This is a genomic window from Aquitalea sp. FJL05, assembly GCF_003852595.1.
Classification (GTDB): domain Bacteria; phylum Pseudomonadota; class Gammaproteobacteria; order Burkholderiales; family Chromobacteriaceae; genus Aquitalea; species Aquitalea aquatilis.
The window spans coordinates 396778-412434 of sequence record NZ_QAJS01000009.1 but is presented as its reverse complement, the minus strand read 5'-3'; the positions used below and the strand labels follow the sequence as shown (position 1 = coordinate 412434).

Genomic DNA, 15657 nt, shown 5'->3' with positions numbered 1-15657 from the left:
GCATCTATCTAATGGCTGGTGCCTTCCGAGCGGTTGACCTTGTTGAATACATTGTATTTGCCGATGGGCTTGGCCATGGGCAAGGCGGCCACTTCGCGCAGGGTTTGCGCATCCACCACGATCAGCTCGCCCGGATTTTCCATCACCGACACCAGCGCATAGCGGCCATCACGGGTGAATTCGACGTGGGCGGTAGTCTTGCCCGGTCGCAACACCAGCTGGCGCACCACGCTGAGCGTGCGCTTGTCGATGATGGACAGCGTGTCCTTGTGCGCGCTCATCATGGAATCGGCCCAGGCATAGGGCGTGTTTTCATGGCTGCGCAGGAAGAAGCCCGGCCCCGGCAGCTGCACTTCCTTGATCAGCTGCCAACTGTCCATGTCGACGAAACTGAGCTGGCCGCCCTTGAGATTGGGCGTGGCCATGATGCGGTGGCCATCGCGCTCGAAGCTGATGCCCGAGCCCAGGTGCGGCATGCCCAGCAGCGGCAGGTCGGCCACCTTGCTGCGCGCATCCAGGCTGATCACCTGCGCCTGGCCGCTGCGCGAGGCACCCAGCACATGGCGGTAGGACGGATCGAAGTAGAAGTCGTCCAGCACCATGGACAGCGGCGTCACCCGCGGGGTGAGGAAACCCGGCTGCGCCAGCGCCTCGCCCATTTTGTAGTCGTGCACCAGGCCGGGGTAAACCGGCTCGGCATGACGGTCGTAGCTGATTTCCCACAGCTCGGGCACATCTTTTAACGCCACCACAAAGCTGTGGCGCGGTGCGGCTTCGTAAACGGCGGATACCCGCGACGGGCGGCCGGCGGCATCACGCACGGCAATGGTCTTGACCGGGGCCAGACCGTGGGCATCCAGCAGCACCAGTGTCTGCGGCAGGGTGTTGCCGGCCAGAATCCAGTTGCCGTCATCCGATACCGCGATATTGCGGGTGTTCAGCCCCACGCGGATGTCCGCCACCACCTGCAAGCTGTACAGGTCGTACTGGGTCACCCAGCCATCGCGGCTGGAAAAATAGACAAAGCGGCCATCGGGCGAGAACTTGGGCCCGCCATGCACCGCATAGTGGCTGGCAAAACGGGTGATGGGCAGGAAGCGATCGCCATCCAGCACCGTGACATGGTGATCGCCCGCCTCCACCACCACAAACAGGTTGAGCGGATTAGCTGTGTATTGCGGCTTGGCCGGCAGGCTGGACAGTGCCACCGGCTGGCGGTGCGAGGCGCGCATGTCGGCCTCGCTCCAGCGCGGCGGCGTGGCCGGGGCGCTTTGCACATAGGCGGTGAGCTGGCTGATCTGCTCATCAGTGAGCTGGCCGGCAAAACCGGCCATCTGGGTGGCGGTGCGGCCCTGGCGGATGGTGTTGCTGATCTCGGCGGTTTTCAGCCGCTCCAGACTTTCCGGCAGCAAGGCCGGGCCCATGCCGCCCAGCCGGTCTGCCCCATGGCAGCTTTGGCAATGCTGGCCGTATAACTGCGCAGCCGGCGATGGCTCGGCTGCGGAGGCGGCATGGAGTGGCAGGCTGAGCGCCATGCCCAACAAGGCTAGCCAGCGTTTGATCATGCTGTCTCCTTCTGCCAGGGAGTGAGCGGTGCCAGCGCATGCACGCCGCTGGCGACGCCCACTTCTTCGTCGCTCAGATAACAGGCCGGGTCTGCCGCCCAGAAATTGCCGGTCAGCTCCCAGGCGCGCACCCGGGTATTGCCATTGCAGATGGCCAGATGCTGGCAGGCGGCACAGCGCCCTTCCACCGGCCGTGGCGACTGGCGCAGACCAGCCATCAGCGGGTGGGATTCATCCTGCCAGATGGCGGAAAACGGCCGCTGGCGCACATTGCCCAGTGTCACCTTCCACCACATGGTGTCCGGGTGCACATTGCCCAGATTGTCGATATTGGCCACGTTCACCCCGCTGGCGTTGCCCCCCCAGGCCAGCAGACGCTGACGCAGCTGCGCGGCCTGCTCCGGGTAATGGCGCGCGGCCCAGTGCAGCAGGTACACCGCATCGGCGTCGTTGTTGCCGGTGACGAAATCACGCGGCTTGCCAGCGCGGATGTGTTGCAGACAGGACTCGATCAGCAAGTCCATCGCCCAGCGGGTGCGCGGCTGGCGTGCGTCGTCGGCCCGGTGCTTGTTGCCGCGTCCGGCATAGTTGAGATGGGAGAAGTAGAATTTGTCGATGTCCTCCACCGCCAGCAGCTGCAATAGCGCCGGCAGGTCATCGGCATTGTCTTCGGTCATGGTGTAGCGCAGGCCCACCTTGAGGCCGGCATCGCGCGCCAGGCGCATGCCGCGCAAGGCCAGCTCGTAGCCACCGGCCAGGCGGCGGAAGCGGTCGTGGGTGGCACCGATGCCATCCAGGCTGACGCCGACATAGTCGAAACCGACCGCGGCCAGCGCAGCAATATTGTGCTCATCAATCAGCGTGCCATTGCTGGACAGGCCGACATAAAAACCCATGGCCTTGGCGCGGGCGGCCAGCTCGAAGATATCCGGCCGCAGCAGCGGCTCGCCACCGGACAGGATCAGCACCCGCACGCCAAAGGCATACAGATCGTCCATCACCGCACAGGCTTCGGCAGTGGACAGTTCGCCCAGGAAGTCTTTGTTGGCTGAGGTGGAATAACAATGCTGGCAGGTGAGATTACAACGGCGGATCAGGTTCCAGATCACCACCGGGCCGCTGGGTTTGCCACCGCGTGCGGGTGTGGCAGCCGGGTCCAGCAGGCTTTGCAGATAGGGTGTCAGGCGCAGCATGAAAGGCTCCGGCAAGGGTGACGGCAGACAGTGTGCGGGGACAAGCGGGCCATGCTCCTTGACCCGTATCAACGGGATGAAGCAAGACCGGCTAACAAACCGCTGCTGCGGCCTTGCGCCTGCTGGTCGTACAGCTTGTCCTAACTGCAGCGGCGCGCCTTGACCCTGCTGCTCTGCAAGGATTTATCAGCCGCACGGGCCTACACCCGCAGGCCGGATTTTTTCAGGATGCGGGTGGAAAACAGCAGCGCATGGCGACGGCAGGCCGGGCCCAGCAGTTGCAATAGTTGGCCCTGCTGCTCGCGCACCGCCCGGCGGCTGCCACCATGCACCATGGCAAACAGGTTGTACGGCCAGTGCGGCAGATGACGCGGGCGGCGATAGCAGTGGCTGACGCAATCAAGCTGCCCCAGCTGCTGGCCCAGTTCGTCGACCTGCTCGTCCGCCACATCGAACACCGCCATGCCGTTGGCGCGGTAGCCGATGGCGTAATGATTGGGCACCGCACCGATGCGGCGGATCACCCCCTGCTCCAGCATGCGGCCCATTCGGCTCAACACCTCCTGCTCTGGCAATTGCAGACTGTCGGCCAGCTGGCGGTAGGGCTGTTGCACCAGCGGCAGGCCGGCCTGGGTGGCGCGGATCAGCCGCCAGTCGTCTTCGTCAAGTTCCGGGTCCAGCTCCGGCACATGCTGGCTGTGGTCCACACTGGCGCGCCCGGCACTGGCCTGCCCCACCGCCGCCTGGCCGCCCACGGTAAAGCGCATGCCGACAAAGTATTCGCGCTGCTTGGGGAAGGCATGCACAGTGAGGCCGGTGAGCAGTTCGATGGCGCTGCAGGCGGCGGAAATCCCCGCCTGGCTGGCCGCGGCCAGCACAAACCACATATTGAGCTTGTGGGTGCGCTGATAATTGTGTGCCACCGCCGGCAGGCTGTTGACCGCCGCAGCCACCTCGTCGAAACGGGCCGGCGGCACCGCCAGTGCGGCCAGCACAAAGCAGCCGCCCATGCGCTCTATCTGGTAAAGCGGGCCAAAGCGGGTGAGTACCTGGCGCTGCAGCAGGCCATCCAGCCCCTGCAGCAAGGCCAGCTCGCTACAACCCAGCGCGGCAGCAGCGTCGGCAAAGGGCTGGCTGTCCAGCGGAAAGCCGCCTTGCAACTGGTTGACGATGCTGGTTTCCAGCGGGTTGAGCGTAGCCCGGCTATGCGTGATGGCCATAACAGGCTCCGCGTTGGGTGTAGCGTTTCAGGGAGGGCAACACGGCATGCGGATAAGGCTGCAGGCCATGGCGCTGGATGATCTGCCCCAGCGCAGCCTGCAGGCTGGCGGCATCGCTGGCGTGAATCATGCAGAACAGCTGGTAAGGCCAGTGCGGTGGCCGCGCCGGACGTTCGTAACACAGCGTCACCGCGGCCTCGCCAGCCAGTTGCCGGGCAATGCGCTCACGCGTGGCGGCATCGTCGATCTGCCACACACACATGGCATTGTGGCGATAGCCCAGCTCGGCATGGCGCAAGACTGCGCCAAAGCGCCGCAGCACGCCTTGCGCCTGCCAGTCCTGCAACTGCTGCAACACCTCCTGCTCGGTCAGGCCGCAGCCGCTGGCCAGCCGCTGGAACGGGCGCAATTGCAGCGGCAGCCCATCACGCAGGGCAGCCAGCAAGCGCTGCTGGCGCCAGTCCGGGCTGATGGGGTCTGGCAGACGCTGCGGCTGACGCACAGCAGTGCTGCCATCCAGCGCAAAACCCAGATCGATATGGTATTCACGCAGCAACGGCAGGTTCAGCGGCACCAGACCGGTGGCCAGACGGATGCGCGACAGCACCTCGGCCACGGCAGCGGCATCGCTGGCCGTCACCACGAACCACAGGTTGAAGTGATGGTCGCGCTGGTAGTTGTGGTTAACCTCGGCATGACTACTGACAAAGGCGGCCACGGCATCCAGCCGTTCCGCTGTCACGGCCAGCGCGGCCAGCGTGCTGCTGCCCACGGTATTGGGGGCAAACACCGCGCCCAGCCGTGACAGCAGGCCAGCCTGCCGGGCCGACTGCAGCAGTTGCAGCAGCTCGCTGGCCGTCCAGCCATCGCCCAGCAGGGCGGCCATGTCGGCAAAGGGCATGGCGCTGAGCGGAAACTGCTTCTGGCAACGGTCCAGGGCATGCAGGCTGCGCGGCGGCAGCGCGGTGGGGCTTGGCAGGTCTGGCATCACATCCCCATGCGGCTGGCGCGCCAGGTAAAGAAAATGCCGGACGGCTCCAGCGCCGGCAGCGTGCTGCGCGTAGTGAGCGTGGCGGTGTCGATCACCACCAGCTTGTTGTCGTCACGGCTGGACAGCCACACCGCATCGCCACGGGCGGTGAATTCCATGTGCAGGATGGCGCGGCCCGGTTGCAGGGTCTTGATCACCTGCCTGCTCGGCACATCAATCACCTGCAGCTTGTCATTGTCGGGAAAGGCAAAATTCACCCACACCCGGCGGCCGCCCGGTTCGGCCATCACGAATACCGGCTGGCCCAGCACCGGGACACTGCCTGCCTGCTTCCAGCTGCGGTTGTCGGCCACCAATACCTCGTGCTGGCCGATGGCGGGCAGGAAGGCGTAGTCGCCGGCAATCGACCAGCCACGCAAATGCGGCATCTTGTACACCGGCAGCGCCTGCCGGCCACGGCCATAGCCGCCCAGAATGCGCCGCACGCCAGCATCGGCATGCCAGCTATCGAACAAGGCCAGGCCATCTTCGCCATACAGGCCGGCAATGAAATAGCGGCCATCGCTGCTGGCCAGGCCGTCGTAAGGCTGCTTGCCGATGTGCTCGAAGCGCTGAACCTTGGGTGCCGTGGGCGTGCTGGCATCCAGCAGCCAGATTTCGCCACTGTCGTACAGGGCAAAGGCAAAGCGATTGCCCGGCATGTCGGCCAGACCCACCACCTTGGATTCGCCACCGCCAAAGGCCGCCGTGCTGATACTGGACAACAGCTGCAGGCTATCGGCATCAAACAGCTTCACCCCGCCGGGGCTGTAATTCTGCGCGGCGATCACCCGGCCATCGCTGGAAATGGCACCGCCTATGCTGTTGCTGGCCTGCTCCACGCGCTTGACCAGCCGGGCGGTAAGCAAATCCACCTTGCTGATGGCACCGTCGCGGCCAAACACATAGGCATAGCGGGCATCGCGCGAAAATACCACCGAGGCATGCGACAGATCACCCAGGCCCTGCACCCGCGCCAGCGACTGTTCATGCGTGTTGTCGACGATCTGCACGCTGCCGCTGGCCCGCTCTATCACCACACCCAGATCACCTGTGCCACGCAGCGGCGTGCTGGCGCAGGCGGCCAGAGCCAGGCACAGCAGCGGTGCCAGCAGACGGGCTAGCGTGCGCCGCCCTGTTGCAAGAGTTGAACCAGCCATTGCGCTTCTTCTTCGGAAAGGAAAGGCCGCCATGGCGGCATCGGGGTGCCGGGGCGGCCATTGAGGATGGTGGCCACCAGGCTGTCGGCCGGTTTGCCGGCCAGCGCCTGGGGGGTGAGCGGGCTGCCCAGCCCGCCCTTGAGGCTAAGACCGTGACAGGCACCGCAATCGTTATGCAGCAGTTGCAGCAGCGCGCTGGCACGGGGTTCGGCCGGGGCGGCCGCTGCGGCCTGCTGGCACAGGCTGGCAGCCAGCAAGGCCGCCAGACAGATGCCACGCCTTACTGGGCCAGAATCCATGCCACCAGCTGCTTGAGATCGGCATCCGGCACTTGCGGATTGGGCGACATCGGAATGGCACCAAAGCTGCCGGAACCGCCCGCCTTCACCTTCTGCATCAGTTTGGCCGTGACATCCTGGCCCTTGTATTTGGCTGCCACCTGCTTGTAGGACGGGCCAACCAGCTTGGCATCCACGCTGTGGCAGGCCAGGCAGTTGTATTGCTTGGCCAGTTCCGGCCCGGTGGCCGCCTGGGCCAGCGAAGCAGCAACAGCCCCACACAGGGCCAGCGCGATCAGTGCATGTTTCATCGTATTCTCCTTGGTCCGGCAGACCATGTGCTGTCTGCCGGATTTCAACAGCGGAAGAGCGGGAGCGACTTATCCCAGATCAATAAATGTCGTGCTGGGTGTTGAAGACATTGAATTTGCCGGTCGGCGTGATCAGGCGCGGGTCCTTGATCACGGCTTTCAACTTGCGGGTCTTGTCATCCACCACCACGATGGCCGATTGCTTGTCCTTGCCGCTCCATACCGAGAACCACACCTCGCTGCCGTCCTTGCTGTACTCCGGCTGCAGCACGCGCTTGGCACCGTCGCCCAGGCCGGACCATTCGCCGATCGGCAGGGTGACAAAGCCCTTGTCCAGATGGTTGATGTCAAACACAGCGGCGCTCTGGCTTACCGCAGCATCCGGGTTCAGCGCGGTATCCACCCACAGATTGTGTGATTTGGGGTGAGTCTTGATGAACAGCGAACCACCGCCCTGCCCCTTCAGCACGCGTATCACTTTCCAGGCCTGGGCCTTGTGCTTGTCCGGGTCGGTGCCGATCAGGCTGATGCTGTCGTCGCCCAGGTGGCCGGTAGCCCATACCGGGCCGTATTGCGGGTCGACAAAGTTGGCACCACGGCCCGGGTGCGGGGTCTTGCCCACATCCACCAGCGCGGCCAGCTTGTCCAGCTTGGTATCCACCACGGCTACCTTGTTGGAGGCGTTGGCCGCCACCATGAAGTAACGGCCGGTGGTGTCGAAGCCACCGTCATGCAGGAACTTGGCGGCGTCGATGGTGGTGGTCTTGAGGTTGGACAGGTCGGAATAATCCACCATCATGATCTTGCCGGTTTCCTTGGCATTGATGACGAATTCCGGCTTGTAATGGCTGGCCACGATGGAGGCCACACGCGGCTCGGGGTGGTATTCGTTGTCCACCGTCATGCCACGGGTGCCGACAATCTTCAGCGGCTTGAGGCTGTTGCCGTCCATGATCACGTATTGCGGCGGCCAGTAGGCACCGGCCACCGCCAGCTTGTCTTCAAAGCCCTTGAACTTGGAGGTTTCCACCGAGCGGGCTTCCAGGCCGATGCGGATTTCCGCCACGGTGTCGGGCTTGGCCATCCACAGGTCGATCAGGTTGATCTTGCCGTCGCGGCCAATCACGTACAGATAGCGGCCGGATTGCGACAGCCGGGAAATATGCACGGCGTAGCCGGTTTTCAGCACGCTGACGATCTGCTTGCTGTTGCCGTCGATCAGCGCGATCTGGCCGGCGTCACGCAGGGTGACCGAGAACAGGTTGGCCACATCCAGCTTGTTTTCCTTGTGGGTCGGGCGCTTCTCCGGCGGAATCAGCACCTTCCAGGTACCCAGCATGTCCTTCATGCCGAATTCCGGTGGTGTCGGCGGCTCCTGCTGCACATAGCGCGCCATCAGGTCGACCTGGGCATCGTTCAGCTCACCCGAAGTACCCCAGTTGGGCATGCCGGCCGGCGAGCCGTACTTGATGAAGGTCTTGAGGTATTCGGTACCGCGACCCAGCGTGATGTCCGGTGTCAGCGGCTTGCCGGTGGCCCCCTTGCGCAGCACACCGTGACAGCCGGCGCAGCGCTCGAAGTAGATCTGCTTGGCGTGGCTGAACTCCGCCTCGGTCATCGGCGGTGCCTTGGGGTTGATGTTCTGGTGCATCGGCTCGGAAGCCAGCGGCGAGGCCGCACCCTGGTATTTCGCTTCCGGGGCGGAAGTCGAGGTGGCGGCAGTATCCGCCCAGGCCTGCATCACGGAAAAAGGCAGGGCCGCCAGCAACACACTTCTTGGCAGCCAGGACAAGCGCGGGGTCTTCATGGTTAGGGCTCCAGCGTGACAGTAATGCTTGGTTGCCGGCATCTTCATCCCGCAGGCATATGGCCCTCCTTGATTCGAATCAACGCTTTAACCACAAGCCAGCAATGGTTTAAACAAAGCAGCGCCGCCCGCCTGCCACAACGCTGGCCATGGCGGGATTCATTCCTTTTCCGGCAAGGTCAGCGATTTTTGTTCCGGCTGCACATCCAGCCCCCAGTCGCCGTATTCGTACCAGTCGTCCCCCAGCACTTCCGCCGGGTGCTGGGTGCGGCCGGAGCCATTGCCGCATTGCAGGGAATCGGCCGGACAGTATTTGTCGCAGCCCCAGCAGATGCGCTCCGGGTGCGGTGGATTGAGTGGGAATTTTTTAGCCATGCGCCATTATCCGGTCGCGGTGCCGTCTGCTCATGGACACATATCAAGAAATGGCATGGCCGCTGCCCAAAAAAATCCCGGCCACCAGGGGCCGGGGAAAAAGGTGCGTACACCTTGGAGTACAGGTCAAGAAAACCGCAGCAAGCTCAGCGGGTAAAACCGGCATACAGGCGGGTCAGTACCTGTGGCAGGGTCTGTGCCTGCTGCACCACCACATAGCCACGGTGGCCAAACAAATGCGGCAGGTAGTCACCGGCTTCGCGGTCTACCGTGACGCAGAAGGGCAGCAGGCCGTCGCGCCGGGCTTCCAGAATGGCCTGGCGGGTGTCCTCGATGCCATAGCGGCCTTCATAGTGATCCAGATCATTGGGCTTGCCATCGGAAATGATCAGCAGCAAGCGGCGGGCTGCCGGCTGTTGCAGCAGGATGCGGCTGCTCTGGCGGATGGCCGCACCCATGCGGGTGTAATAGCCGGGGCGAATGGCGATGATGCGGCCACGGGTGTTGTCGTCGTAGCGTTCGGCAAAGTCCTTCAGCACCTGCAGCCGCACTTCCTGCCGCCGGATGGAGGAAAAACCGTACAGGCCAAAGGCGTCGCCACTGGCCGACAGCGCTTCGGCAAACAACAGCAGGCTGTCACGTATCACATCGATCACCCGCCCGGACTCCCCCACCCAGCTTTCGGTGGACAGCGACAAGTCAGCCAGCGTGAGGCAGGCCAGGCTGCGCTCGCCGGGCGGCCAGGCCTGGTAGAGCGCGGGCTCGGCAATGGCCACGCCGCTCATACGCTCGGACATGAAACGGATGACGCGATCAATATCGATATCCGGGCCGCTGGCTTCCCCGCTGCGCCGCACCCGCTCCGGGGCCAGCGCCTGAAACTGGCGGCGCAGACGCCGCGCCAGTGGCTGCAGGCGGTCCGGCAAGGCCGCAGGATGGGCATCACGCGGCAGCATGGGCTTGATGATGCAGTGGTCTTCCACCAGCTTTTGCTGTTTCCAGTTCCATTCCGGCAACTTCAGGCCCGGCCCCAGCGGGCTGTCATCGTAGGCGGCCGCTGGCAAATCCAGATCGAACTTCAGCTTGCTGGATTTGGTATCGGCATCCTGCGCGATCGACAGGCGGTTCATGTCTTCTGCCGCCGCCTCGCCATTGTTGTCGTCATCTTCTTCGGTATGGCGGTTGACCTTGACGTACTCATCCCAGGTAAACAGGCTTTCGGCACGAAACACCAGCAGCATGCCGTTTTTCCGTTCGTCCTGCGCCACGCGCTGGGCGCGATAGCGGCGGCGGCGTGAGCGCTGGTCCGGCGGCTTGCCCTGCGGGTTTTGCGCCTCACTCTGCGCAGCCGCCCCTGCCTGATCTACCGTAGGCGGTTCCGGGTGCAGCCATAGCGGCACCGGCAACGGTGGCTGGGTAATCGGCGGCAAGATTTGTTCGATGTCCGGCTGGCGCAAGGCAGCCTGGATGGCGCGTTCGACCGCGGCCTCGGCTGCGGGCAGCCGTGCCGGATCGGGGCGCATGGACAGCAAGCCCGCCACTAGTCGCTGATACACCAGCGCCAAGCCCGGCATGGCGGCCAGGCAGGCAGCGGTGGCGGCGCGGTTGCGGTTCAGCCAGTCACCGGGCGGCACCGGGGCGGCTGCCAGCGCCATCAGCCAGAAATACAGTTGGCGATTCAGCGCTGCATCCGGGTACAGGTCCAGTTTGTCCGGCAGATAAAAAGCCTGACTATCGCACCAGGCCAGCTCCACCTTGGTCCCGGTGCCGGCCAGCCGCTCCAGCAGCCGCCGCCGTGCGCCATGTTCGGTGCCAACAGTAGAGCGCAGCACCAGCGCCGGGTCGCCGCCCATGGCCCGGAAAAACAGCGGGGCCTGCGCGGCGATGCTTTCCAGCTCCACCGCTGCGGCGGGATGGCCACGGTAAGCCGCCCGACGCACCAGCTTGTCCCACCAGCCCCCTACGATGTCTTCCATGTGCGTGCTACCTGGCGGGGAACTGGGTGTCGATCACCGCCATGAGCGCGGCAATGGTATCGGCCTCATCGCTCAGCGGCTCGGCCAGCGCGGTGCGGCAGGCCAGCTGCGGCGACATGCCGGACATCATCAGCTTGGCGGCATACACCAGCAGACGGGTACTGACCGACTCATCCAGATCGTAGCCGGTGAGGCGGCGCAACTGCCCGGCCAGTGTCACCAACTGGCGGGCCTGGCTTTCTGCAATGCCGGTTTCCTGCAGCAGCACCGCCAGCTCCACATCCGGGGCGGGGAAATCAAAGGTCATGGCGACAAAACGCTGGCGGGTGCTGGGCTTGAGGGTTTTCAGCACATGCTGGTAGCCGGGGTTGTACGACACCACCAGCATGAAGGAAGGCGGCGCTTCCAACAGCTCGCCAGTGCGTTCGATGGGCAGCATGCGCCGGTCATCGGTAAGCGGGTGCAGTACCACGGTGGTGTCCTTGCGCGCCTCCACCACTTCATCCAGATAGCAAATGCCACCCTGGCGCAGGGCGCGGGTCAGCGGGCCATCACACCAGACAGTCTGGCCATCGCCAATCAGGTGGCGGCCTACCAGATCGGCAGCGGACAAATCGTCATGGCAGGAAACGGTAATCAGCGGCAGGCCCAGCCGGGCTGCCATATGGGCAACAAAGCGGGTCTTGCCACAGCCGGTGGGGCCTTTGATCAATACCGGCAACTGCTGTTGCCAGGCGGCTTCGAACAGGCGGCATTCATCGCCCTGGGCCTGATAAAACGGCGCTGCCACAGCAGCGGGTGCGGGTGCATTCATGTCCGGGCCTCAGCAAAAACTTACAATCAGCAATCCCGTCACCAGCAGCAGCCAGCCATGCACCACCAGCCGCAGCCAGCGGGCAGCGTGGCGCAGGCCCATATAGTGCTCGATCACGGTGAAACCCTTGACCCAGGCCAGCAGCAACACCAGCCGGGCCAGGGCCCCCTGCCCCAGCGACAGGCCCTGTTCGGCCAGCAATGCAGCCATCAGGGTCAGGCCGCTCAGCCAGAGCCACAACAGCCATTGACGGGAAGATGCGGGATAATTCATCTGCACAGCATAGGGGACATGCTGCCCGGCATCCTTGATACCGGATAAGGGTTTGACCCTGCACTAGCGCGCCACATACACCAGGGCAAACAGCACCAGCCACACCAGGTCCACCATATGCCAGTAGGCCGCTGCGGTTTCCACGCCGTCCAGCCGCCCCGGGCCATAGCGGCCATCGCGCGCCATCCACCACACCGCCGCCACAATCACCATGCCCAGCACCACATGCAGGAAATGAAACACCGTGAGCGACAGGTAGAACATCCAGAAATCATTGCTGGACAAGCTGATGCCCGCCCTGAACTTGCCCACCAGCTCATACAGTTTGCACAGCAAGAAGCCGCTGCCAAACGCCATGGCCAGTAGCAGCGCCCGGCGGGCTGCGTGTTGCCGGTCCTCGGCAAACCGTTTCACCGCTGCCACCATGCAGGCGCTGCCGGCAATCAGCAACAGGGTATTGAGGGTGGGCAGCAGCAAGGCCAGATGCGACTGCCCCTCGGCAAACAAGGCCGGCTGCTGCCGGCGGTACACGCCGTACACCAGGAAAAACACGCCAAACACCGCCAGCTCCGCCAGGATGAAAAACCACATGGCCAGATCACCCGGTATATGGGGCTCTGGCACATGGCGCGCTGGCTGCACCTCGGTCAACTCCAGACTTTGTTCACTCATGCCGGTCTCCAAAATCAAAGAGGCGGCCCGCAAGCCGCCTCATTTCCGTTACGCTCAGCCGCTAATCAGCTTTCGCGTTTGCCGGTGACAAAAAAACTGGTGACATACATCATCAGGCCAGTGAAGAAACACAGACCAAAGCCGAAACGTGCCCAGTACATCGGCATGATGTGCTGCTGGGTTTCCATGAAGGACAGCGGCGAGGCCGACAGGCGCTGCAGCGATACCTGGGTCACCGCGGCGGCAGTCAGCGACAGGGTGATCCCCACGATGGACAGCGTCATCACCCAGAAAGCGGTCTTTTCCAGCTTTTGTGCTGCTGCACTATTGGCTTCACGACCACGCAACAGCGGCATGGTGTAGGAAATCATGGTCAGCACCACCATGGCATACGCACCATAGAAAGCCATGTGACCGTGTGCGGCAGTCAGCTGGGTGCCGTGAGTGTAGTAGTTCACCACCGACAGCGTACCCAGGAAACCCCATACCCCGGCACCAAGGAAGGACATCACCCCCGTACCCAGCGCCCACAGCGTGGCGGCCTGGTTCGGATGCTCACGCCGACGCCGCTTGACCATATTGAAGGCGAACACCGTCATCATGAAGAAGGGAACCGGCTCCAGTGCCGAGAAGATGGACCCCAGCAGCTGCCAGTAACCCGGCGTACCAATCCAGAAATAATGGTGACCAGTACCAATGATGCCGGTGATCAGGGTCATGGCAATGATCAGGTACAGCCATTTTTCGATGATTTCACGGTCGACCCCGGTCACCTTCACCAGCACGAAGGCCAGCATGGCACCCATGATCAGTTCCCATACGCCTTCCACCCACAGATGCACCACCCACCACCAGAAATACTTGTCCAGCACCAGGTTGTTCGGGTTCACAAAGGAGAACAGGAAGAAAATCGCCAGCCCCCACAGCCCCAGCATCATCACGATGCTGATGCTGGTCTTGCGACCGGACAGCAGGGTCATGGACAGGTTGAACAGGAAGGACAAGGCCACCAGCACGATGCCTACCTTGGTGATCAGCGGCTGCTCCAGGTAGCCGCGCCCCATGGTGGGCAGCAGGTCGTTACCGGTCAGGTGGGCCAGCACGTTATATGGCAAACCCAGATAGCCCAGGATGGTCAGCGCACCCGCCACCAGGAACACCCAGAAGGTGATGATGGCCAGCTTCGGGCTGTACAGCTCCCGTTCGCACTCTTCCGGAATCAGGAAATAACCCGCCCCCATGAAGCCGAACAGCAGCCAGACAATCAGCAGATTGGTATGCACCATGCGTGCAGTGCCAAACGGAATGGCGGGAAACAGGAAGTCGCCCTTGAAATACTGCAGGCCGATGATCAGGCCAAACAGGATCTGGCCGATGAACAGGCCGATGGCCGCCACAAAATAGGGTTTGGCCACCGCTTGCGAGCGGTATTTTATCTGGTCATTCACGGCCGCCTTGCTGGCTGGCAGTGGTGCCACGGTTGCATTACTCATGTATTTTCTCCGGAAGCAATTGATCGTGTTGCTGATCAGCCTTCGATATTGGGCGGCCAGTTATTGGTATTGATCTGCGAGCTGTATTTCAGGAATGCCACCAGATCATCCAGCTGGGCATCGTTCAGGTTGAACTGCGGCATCTGGCGACGACCCGGTACATTGGTCGGCATCGCCTTCATCCAGCCCTTGATGAATTCCGGACCACGGCGCACATAGACATTGCCCAGCTCCGGAGCGAAGAAAGCCCCCTCGCCAATCAGCGTGTGGCAACCGGCGCAGTTGCGTGTCTCCCAGATTTTCTTGCCGCGCACGGCGGCGTCGGTCAACTGGGCCTTGGCGTTATGGCTGGGCACCGCCATGGTGGTATCCACGGTCAGCCCCAGGAAAATCAGGAAAAAGAAAACCGACCCACCGTAAAAGATGTTGCGGGCCGTCGATTTGGTGAAGCTCGCGCTCATCACGTCCTCCTCAATTGCGTGTACCGGCAAGCCCGATACCTGCGGCGAAATGTACGGTTTTGGACATCCCGATAGCATTGATTCGAATCAACGATTTCCAGCCCCCTCTCTTCCTACACTGGCAACATCACCCCAAGGCCCAGCCAGAGGAGCCGGTATGAACAGCCCGCATCAAGTCCTGCACACGCCCCCTGTTCCGCCAGAAAAACCAGTCATTCCCGGCAGTGAATTCCGGCCGGGCAGCGTCGCCCTGGTAGGGGCAGGGCCGGGCGCGGCCGACCTGCTCACCCTGCGCGCGCTGCAACGCCTGCAACAGGCCGATGTCGTGCTGTACGACCATTTGCTGGACAGCAGCATTCTTGAACTGGCACCGGCCGCAGCCGAACGCATCTGCGTGGGCAAGCGCGCCAGCCGCCACACCCTGCCGCAAGCAGACATCAACCAGTTGCTGGTGAGCCTTGCCCGGCAGGGCTGGCGCGTGGTGCGGCTAAAGGGGGGCGATCCGCTGCTGTTCGGCCGTGGTGGCGAAGAGATGGAAGCACTGGCCGCCGCCGGCATTCCCTGTGAAGTGGTTCCCGGCATCAGCGCCGCGCTGGGGGCTGCCGCCAGCGCAGGCCTGCCCTTGACCCATCGCGACTATGCCCAGGGCTGTAGCTTTGTCACCGGCCATCGCCGCCAGGGACAACAAACGCTAGACTGGCCACGTCACTGCACGCCCGAGCAGACCATCGTGGTTTACATGGGGCTGGGTGAAGCCGCCAGCATCGCCAGCCAGTTGATGGCGCATGGCCGGGCGGCCGATACGCCGGTCGCCGTGGTGGAAAATGCCTGCTCCACTCGACAGCGCTGCCTGTGCGGCAGCTTGCAGAACCTGGCCACCCTGATCGAACAGGAAGGCATCAGCGCCCCGGCACTGCTGGTGATCGGGCAGATTGTCACCCTGCATCAAAAACTGCAGGCCAGCACGGCACAGCCGCTTGCAGCGACAAGTTCTTGATCCGCGTCATTCAAACGGACAGCCGCAGCACC

16 protein-coding genes are annotated in these 15657 nt (G+C 63.3%); 1 reads left to right on the top strand and 15 read right to left on the bottom strand.

The window, feature by feature from the left end; genetic code table 11:
- Window positions 1–8: 8 nt before the first annotated feature.
- From DBR44_RS09985 to DBR44_RS09915, 15 genes are all read right to left on the bottom strand, one after another.
- Window positions 9–1565: a cytochrome D1 domain-containing protein gene (locus DBR44_RS09985; RefSeq protein ID WP_124643915.1), complete on the bottom strand. Its 1557-nt coding sequence runs from the start codon at window positions 1563–1565 to the stop codon at window positions 9–11.
- Window positions 1562–2758, bottom strand: coding sequence for a heme d1 biosynthesis radical SAM protein NirJ (nirJ, locus tag DBR44_RS09980; RefSeq protein WP_124643914.1), 1197 nt, complete (start codon window positions 2756–2758; stop codon window positions 1562–1564). The genes DBR44_RS09985 and nirJ overlap by 4 nt, the downstream gene beginning before the upstream one ends.
- 200 nt (window positions 2759–2958) lie before the next feature.
- Complete coding sequence (locus DBR44_RS09975) at window positions 2959–3978, bottom strand: Lrp/AsnC family transcriptional regulator (protein ID WP_124643913.1); 1020 nt, start codon at window positions 3976–3978, stop codon at window positions 2959–2961.
- Window positions 3962–4966 carry an Lrp/AsnC family transcriptional regulator gene (locus DBR44_RS09970; protein WP_124643912.1) on the bottom strand — a complete coding sequence of 335 codons (1005 nt, stop codon included), beginning with the start codon at window positions 4964–4966 and terminating at the stop codon, window positions 3962–3964. Before DBR44_RS09970 ends, DBR44_RS09975 begins: the two co-directional genes overlap by 17 nt.
- Window positions 4966–6168 carry a cytochrome D1 domain-containing protein gene (locus DBR44_RS09965; protein WP_199731011.1) on the bottom strand — a complete coding sequence of 401 codons (1203 nt, stop codon included), beginning with the start codon at window positions 6166–6168 and terminating at the stop codon, window positions 4966–4968. The genes DBR44_RS09970 and DBR44_RS09965 overlap by 1 nt, the downstream gene beginning before the upstream one ends.
- Window positions 6129–6467, bottom strand: coding sequence for a cytochrome c (locus DBR44_RS09960; RefSeq protein WP_124643910.1), 339 nt, complete (start codon window positions 6465–6467; stop codon window positions 6129–6131). The genes DBR44_RS09965 and DBR44_RS09960 overlap by 40 nt, the downstream gene beginning before the upstream one ends.
- On the bottom strand, window positions 6449–6757 hold the full coding sequence (locus DBR44_RS09955) for a c-type cytochrome (protein ID WP_124643909.1): 309 nt from the start codon (window positions 6755–6757) through the stop codon (window positions 6449–6451). The genes DBR44_RS09960 and DBR44_RS09955 overlap by 19 nt, the downstream gene beginning before the upstream one ends.
- A gap of 79 nt (window positions 6758–6836) precedes the next feature.
- Window positions 6837–8564 (bottom strand): cytochrome D1 domain-containing protein, encoded by a 1728-nt coding sequence (locus tag DBR44_RS09950; protein ID WP_124643908.1) that lies wholly within the window; start codon window positions 8562–8564, stop codon window positions 6837–6839.
- A gap of 159 nt (window positions 8565–8723) precedes the next feature.
- Window positions 8724–8939 (bottom strand): DUF3079 domain-containing protein, encoded by a 216-nt coding sequence (locus DBR44_RS09945; RefSeq protein WP_124643907.1) that lies wholly within the window; start codon window positions 8937–8939, stop codon window positions 8724–8726.
- A 146-nt stretch (window positions 8940–9085) separates the two neighbouring features.
- Window positions 9086–10915, bottom strand: a complete 1830-nt coding sequence (locus tag DBR44_RS09940) for a nitric oxide reductase activation protein NorD (protein ID WP_124643906.1) — start codon at window positions 10913–10915, stop codon at window positions 9086–9088.
- Between the two features lie 7 nt (window positions 10916–10922).
- On the bottom strand, window positions 10923–11729 hold the full coding sequence (locus DBR44_RS09935) for a CbbQ/NirQ/NorQ/GpvN family protein (RefSeq protein WP_124643905.1): 807 nt from the start codon (window positions 11727–11729) through the stop codon (window positions 10923–10925).
- A 9-nt stretch (window positions 11730–11738) separates the two neighbouring features.
- Window positions 11739–12002, bottom strand: a complete 264-nt coding sequence (locus tag DBR44_RS09930; protein ID WP_124643904.1) for a cytochrome C oxidase subunit IV family protein — start codon at window positions 12000–12002, stop codon at window positions 11739–11741.
- Window positions 12003–12065: 63 nt separating this feature from the next.
- Window positions 12066–12674: a cytochrome c oxidase subunit 3 gene (locus DBR44_RS09925; RefSeq protein ID WP_124643903.1), complete on the bottom strand. Its 609-nt coding sequence runs from the start codon at window positions 12672–12674 to the stop codon at window positions 12066–12068.
- Between the two features lie 65 nt (window positions 12675–12739).
- A complete protein-coding gene (locus DBR44_RS09920; protein ID WP_124643902.1) occupies window positions 12740–14167 on the bottom strand; it encodes a cbb3-type cytochrome c oxidase subunit I in 1428 nt (475 codons plus the stop codon).
- Window positions 14168–14202: 35 nt separating this feature from the next.
- Window positions 14203–14628: a cytochrome c gene (locus tag DBR44_RS09915; RefSeq protein ID WP_103523853.1), complete on the bottom strand. Its 426-nt coding sequence runs from the start codon at window positions 14626–14628 to the stop codon at window positions 14203–14205.
- Window positions 14629–14785: 157 nt separating this feature from the next.
- On the opposite strand from DBR44_RS09915, the gene cobA reads away from it, so the two are divergent.
- Window positions 14786–15625 (top strand): uroporphyrinogen-III C-methyltransferase, encoded by an 840-nt coding sequence (gene cobA / locus DBR44_RS09910; RefSeq protein ID WP_124643901.1) that lies wholly within the window; start codon window positions 14786–14788, stop codon window positions 15623–15625.
- Window positions 15626–15657: the final 32 nt, after the last annotated feature.

Excerpts from the sequence above, each read along its gene's own strand:
- DBR44_RS09965 (WP_199731011.1), bottom strand. The coding sequence starts at position 6,168 with ATGGCTGGTTCAACTCTTGCAACAGGGCGGCGCACGCTAGCCCGTCTG.
- DBR44_RS09970 (WP_124643912.1), bottom strand. The coding sequence starts at position 4,966 with ATGCCAGACCTGCCAAGCCCCACCGCGCTGCCGCCGCGCAGCCTGCAT.
- DBR44_RS09940 (WP_124643906.1), bottom strand. The coding sequence starts at position 10,915 with ATGGAAGACATCGTAGGGGGCTGGTGGGACAAGCTGGTGCGTCGGGCG.
- DBR44_RS09975 (WP_124643913.1), bottom strand. The coding sequence starts at position 3,978 with ATGGCCATCACGCATAGCCGGGCTACGCTCAACCCGCTGGAAACCAGC.
- DBR44_RS09935 (WP_124643905.1), bottom strand. The coding sequence starts at position 11,729 with ATGAATGCACCCGCACCCGCTGCTGTGGCAGCGCCGTTTTATCAGGCC.
- DBR44_RS09960 (WP_124643910.1), bottom strand. The coding sequence starts at position 6,467 with ATGGATTCTGGCCCAGTAAGGCGTGGCATCTGTCTGGCGGCCTTGCTG.
- DBR44_RS09950 (WP_124643908.1), bottom strand. The coding sequence starts at position 8,564 with ATGAAGACCCCGCGCTTGTCCTGGCTGCCAAGAAGTGTGTTGCTGGCG.
- DBR44_RS09955 (WP_124643909.1), bottom strand. The coding sequence starts at position 6,757 with ATGAAACATGCACTGATCGCGCTGGCCCTGTGTGGGGCTGTTGCTGCT.
- DBR44_RS09930 (WP_124643904.1), bottom strand. The coding sequence starts at position 12,002 with ATGAATTATCCCGCATCTTCCCGTCAATGGCTGTTGTGGCTCTGGCTG.
- DBR44_RS09925 (WP_124643903.1), bottom strand. The coding sequence starts at position 12,674 with ATGAGTGAACAAAGTCTGGAGTTGACCGAGGTGCAGCCAGCGCGCCAT.
- cobA (WP_124643901.1), top strand. The coding sequence starts at position 14,786 with ATGAACAGCCCGCATCAAGTCCTGCACACGCCCCCTGTTCCGCCAGAA.
- DBR44_RS09945 (WP_124643907.1), bottom strand. The coding sequence starts at position 8,939 with ATGGCTAAAAAATTCCCACTCAATCCACCGCACCCGGAGCGCATCTGC.
- nirJ (WP_124643914.1), bottom strand. The coding sequence starts at position 2,758 with ATGCTGCGCCTGACACCCTATCTGCAAAGCCTGCTGGACCCGGCTGCC.
- DBR44_RS09920 (WP_124643902.1), bottom strand. The coding sequence starts at position 14,167 with ATGAGTAATGCAACCGTGGCACCACTGCCAGCCAGCAAGGCGGCCGTG.
- DBR44_RS09915 (WP_103523853.1), bottom strand. The coding sequence starts at position 14,628 with ATGAGCGCGAGCTTCACCAAATCGACGGCCCGCAACATCTTTTACGGT.
- DBR44_RS09985 (WP_124643915.1), bottom strand. The coding sequence starts at position 1,565 with ATGATCAAACGCTGGCTAGCCTTGTTGGGCATGGCGCTCAGCCTGCCA.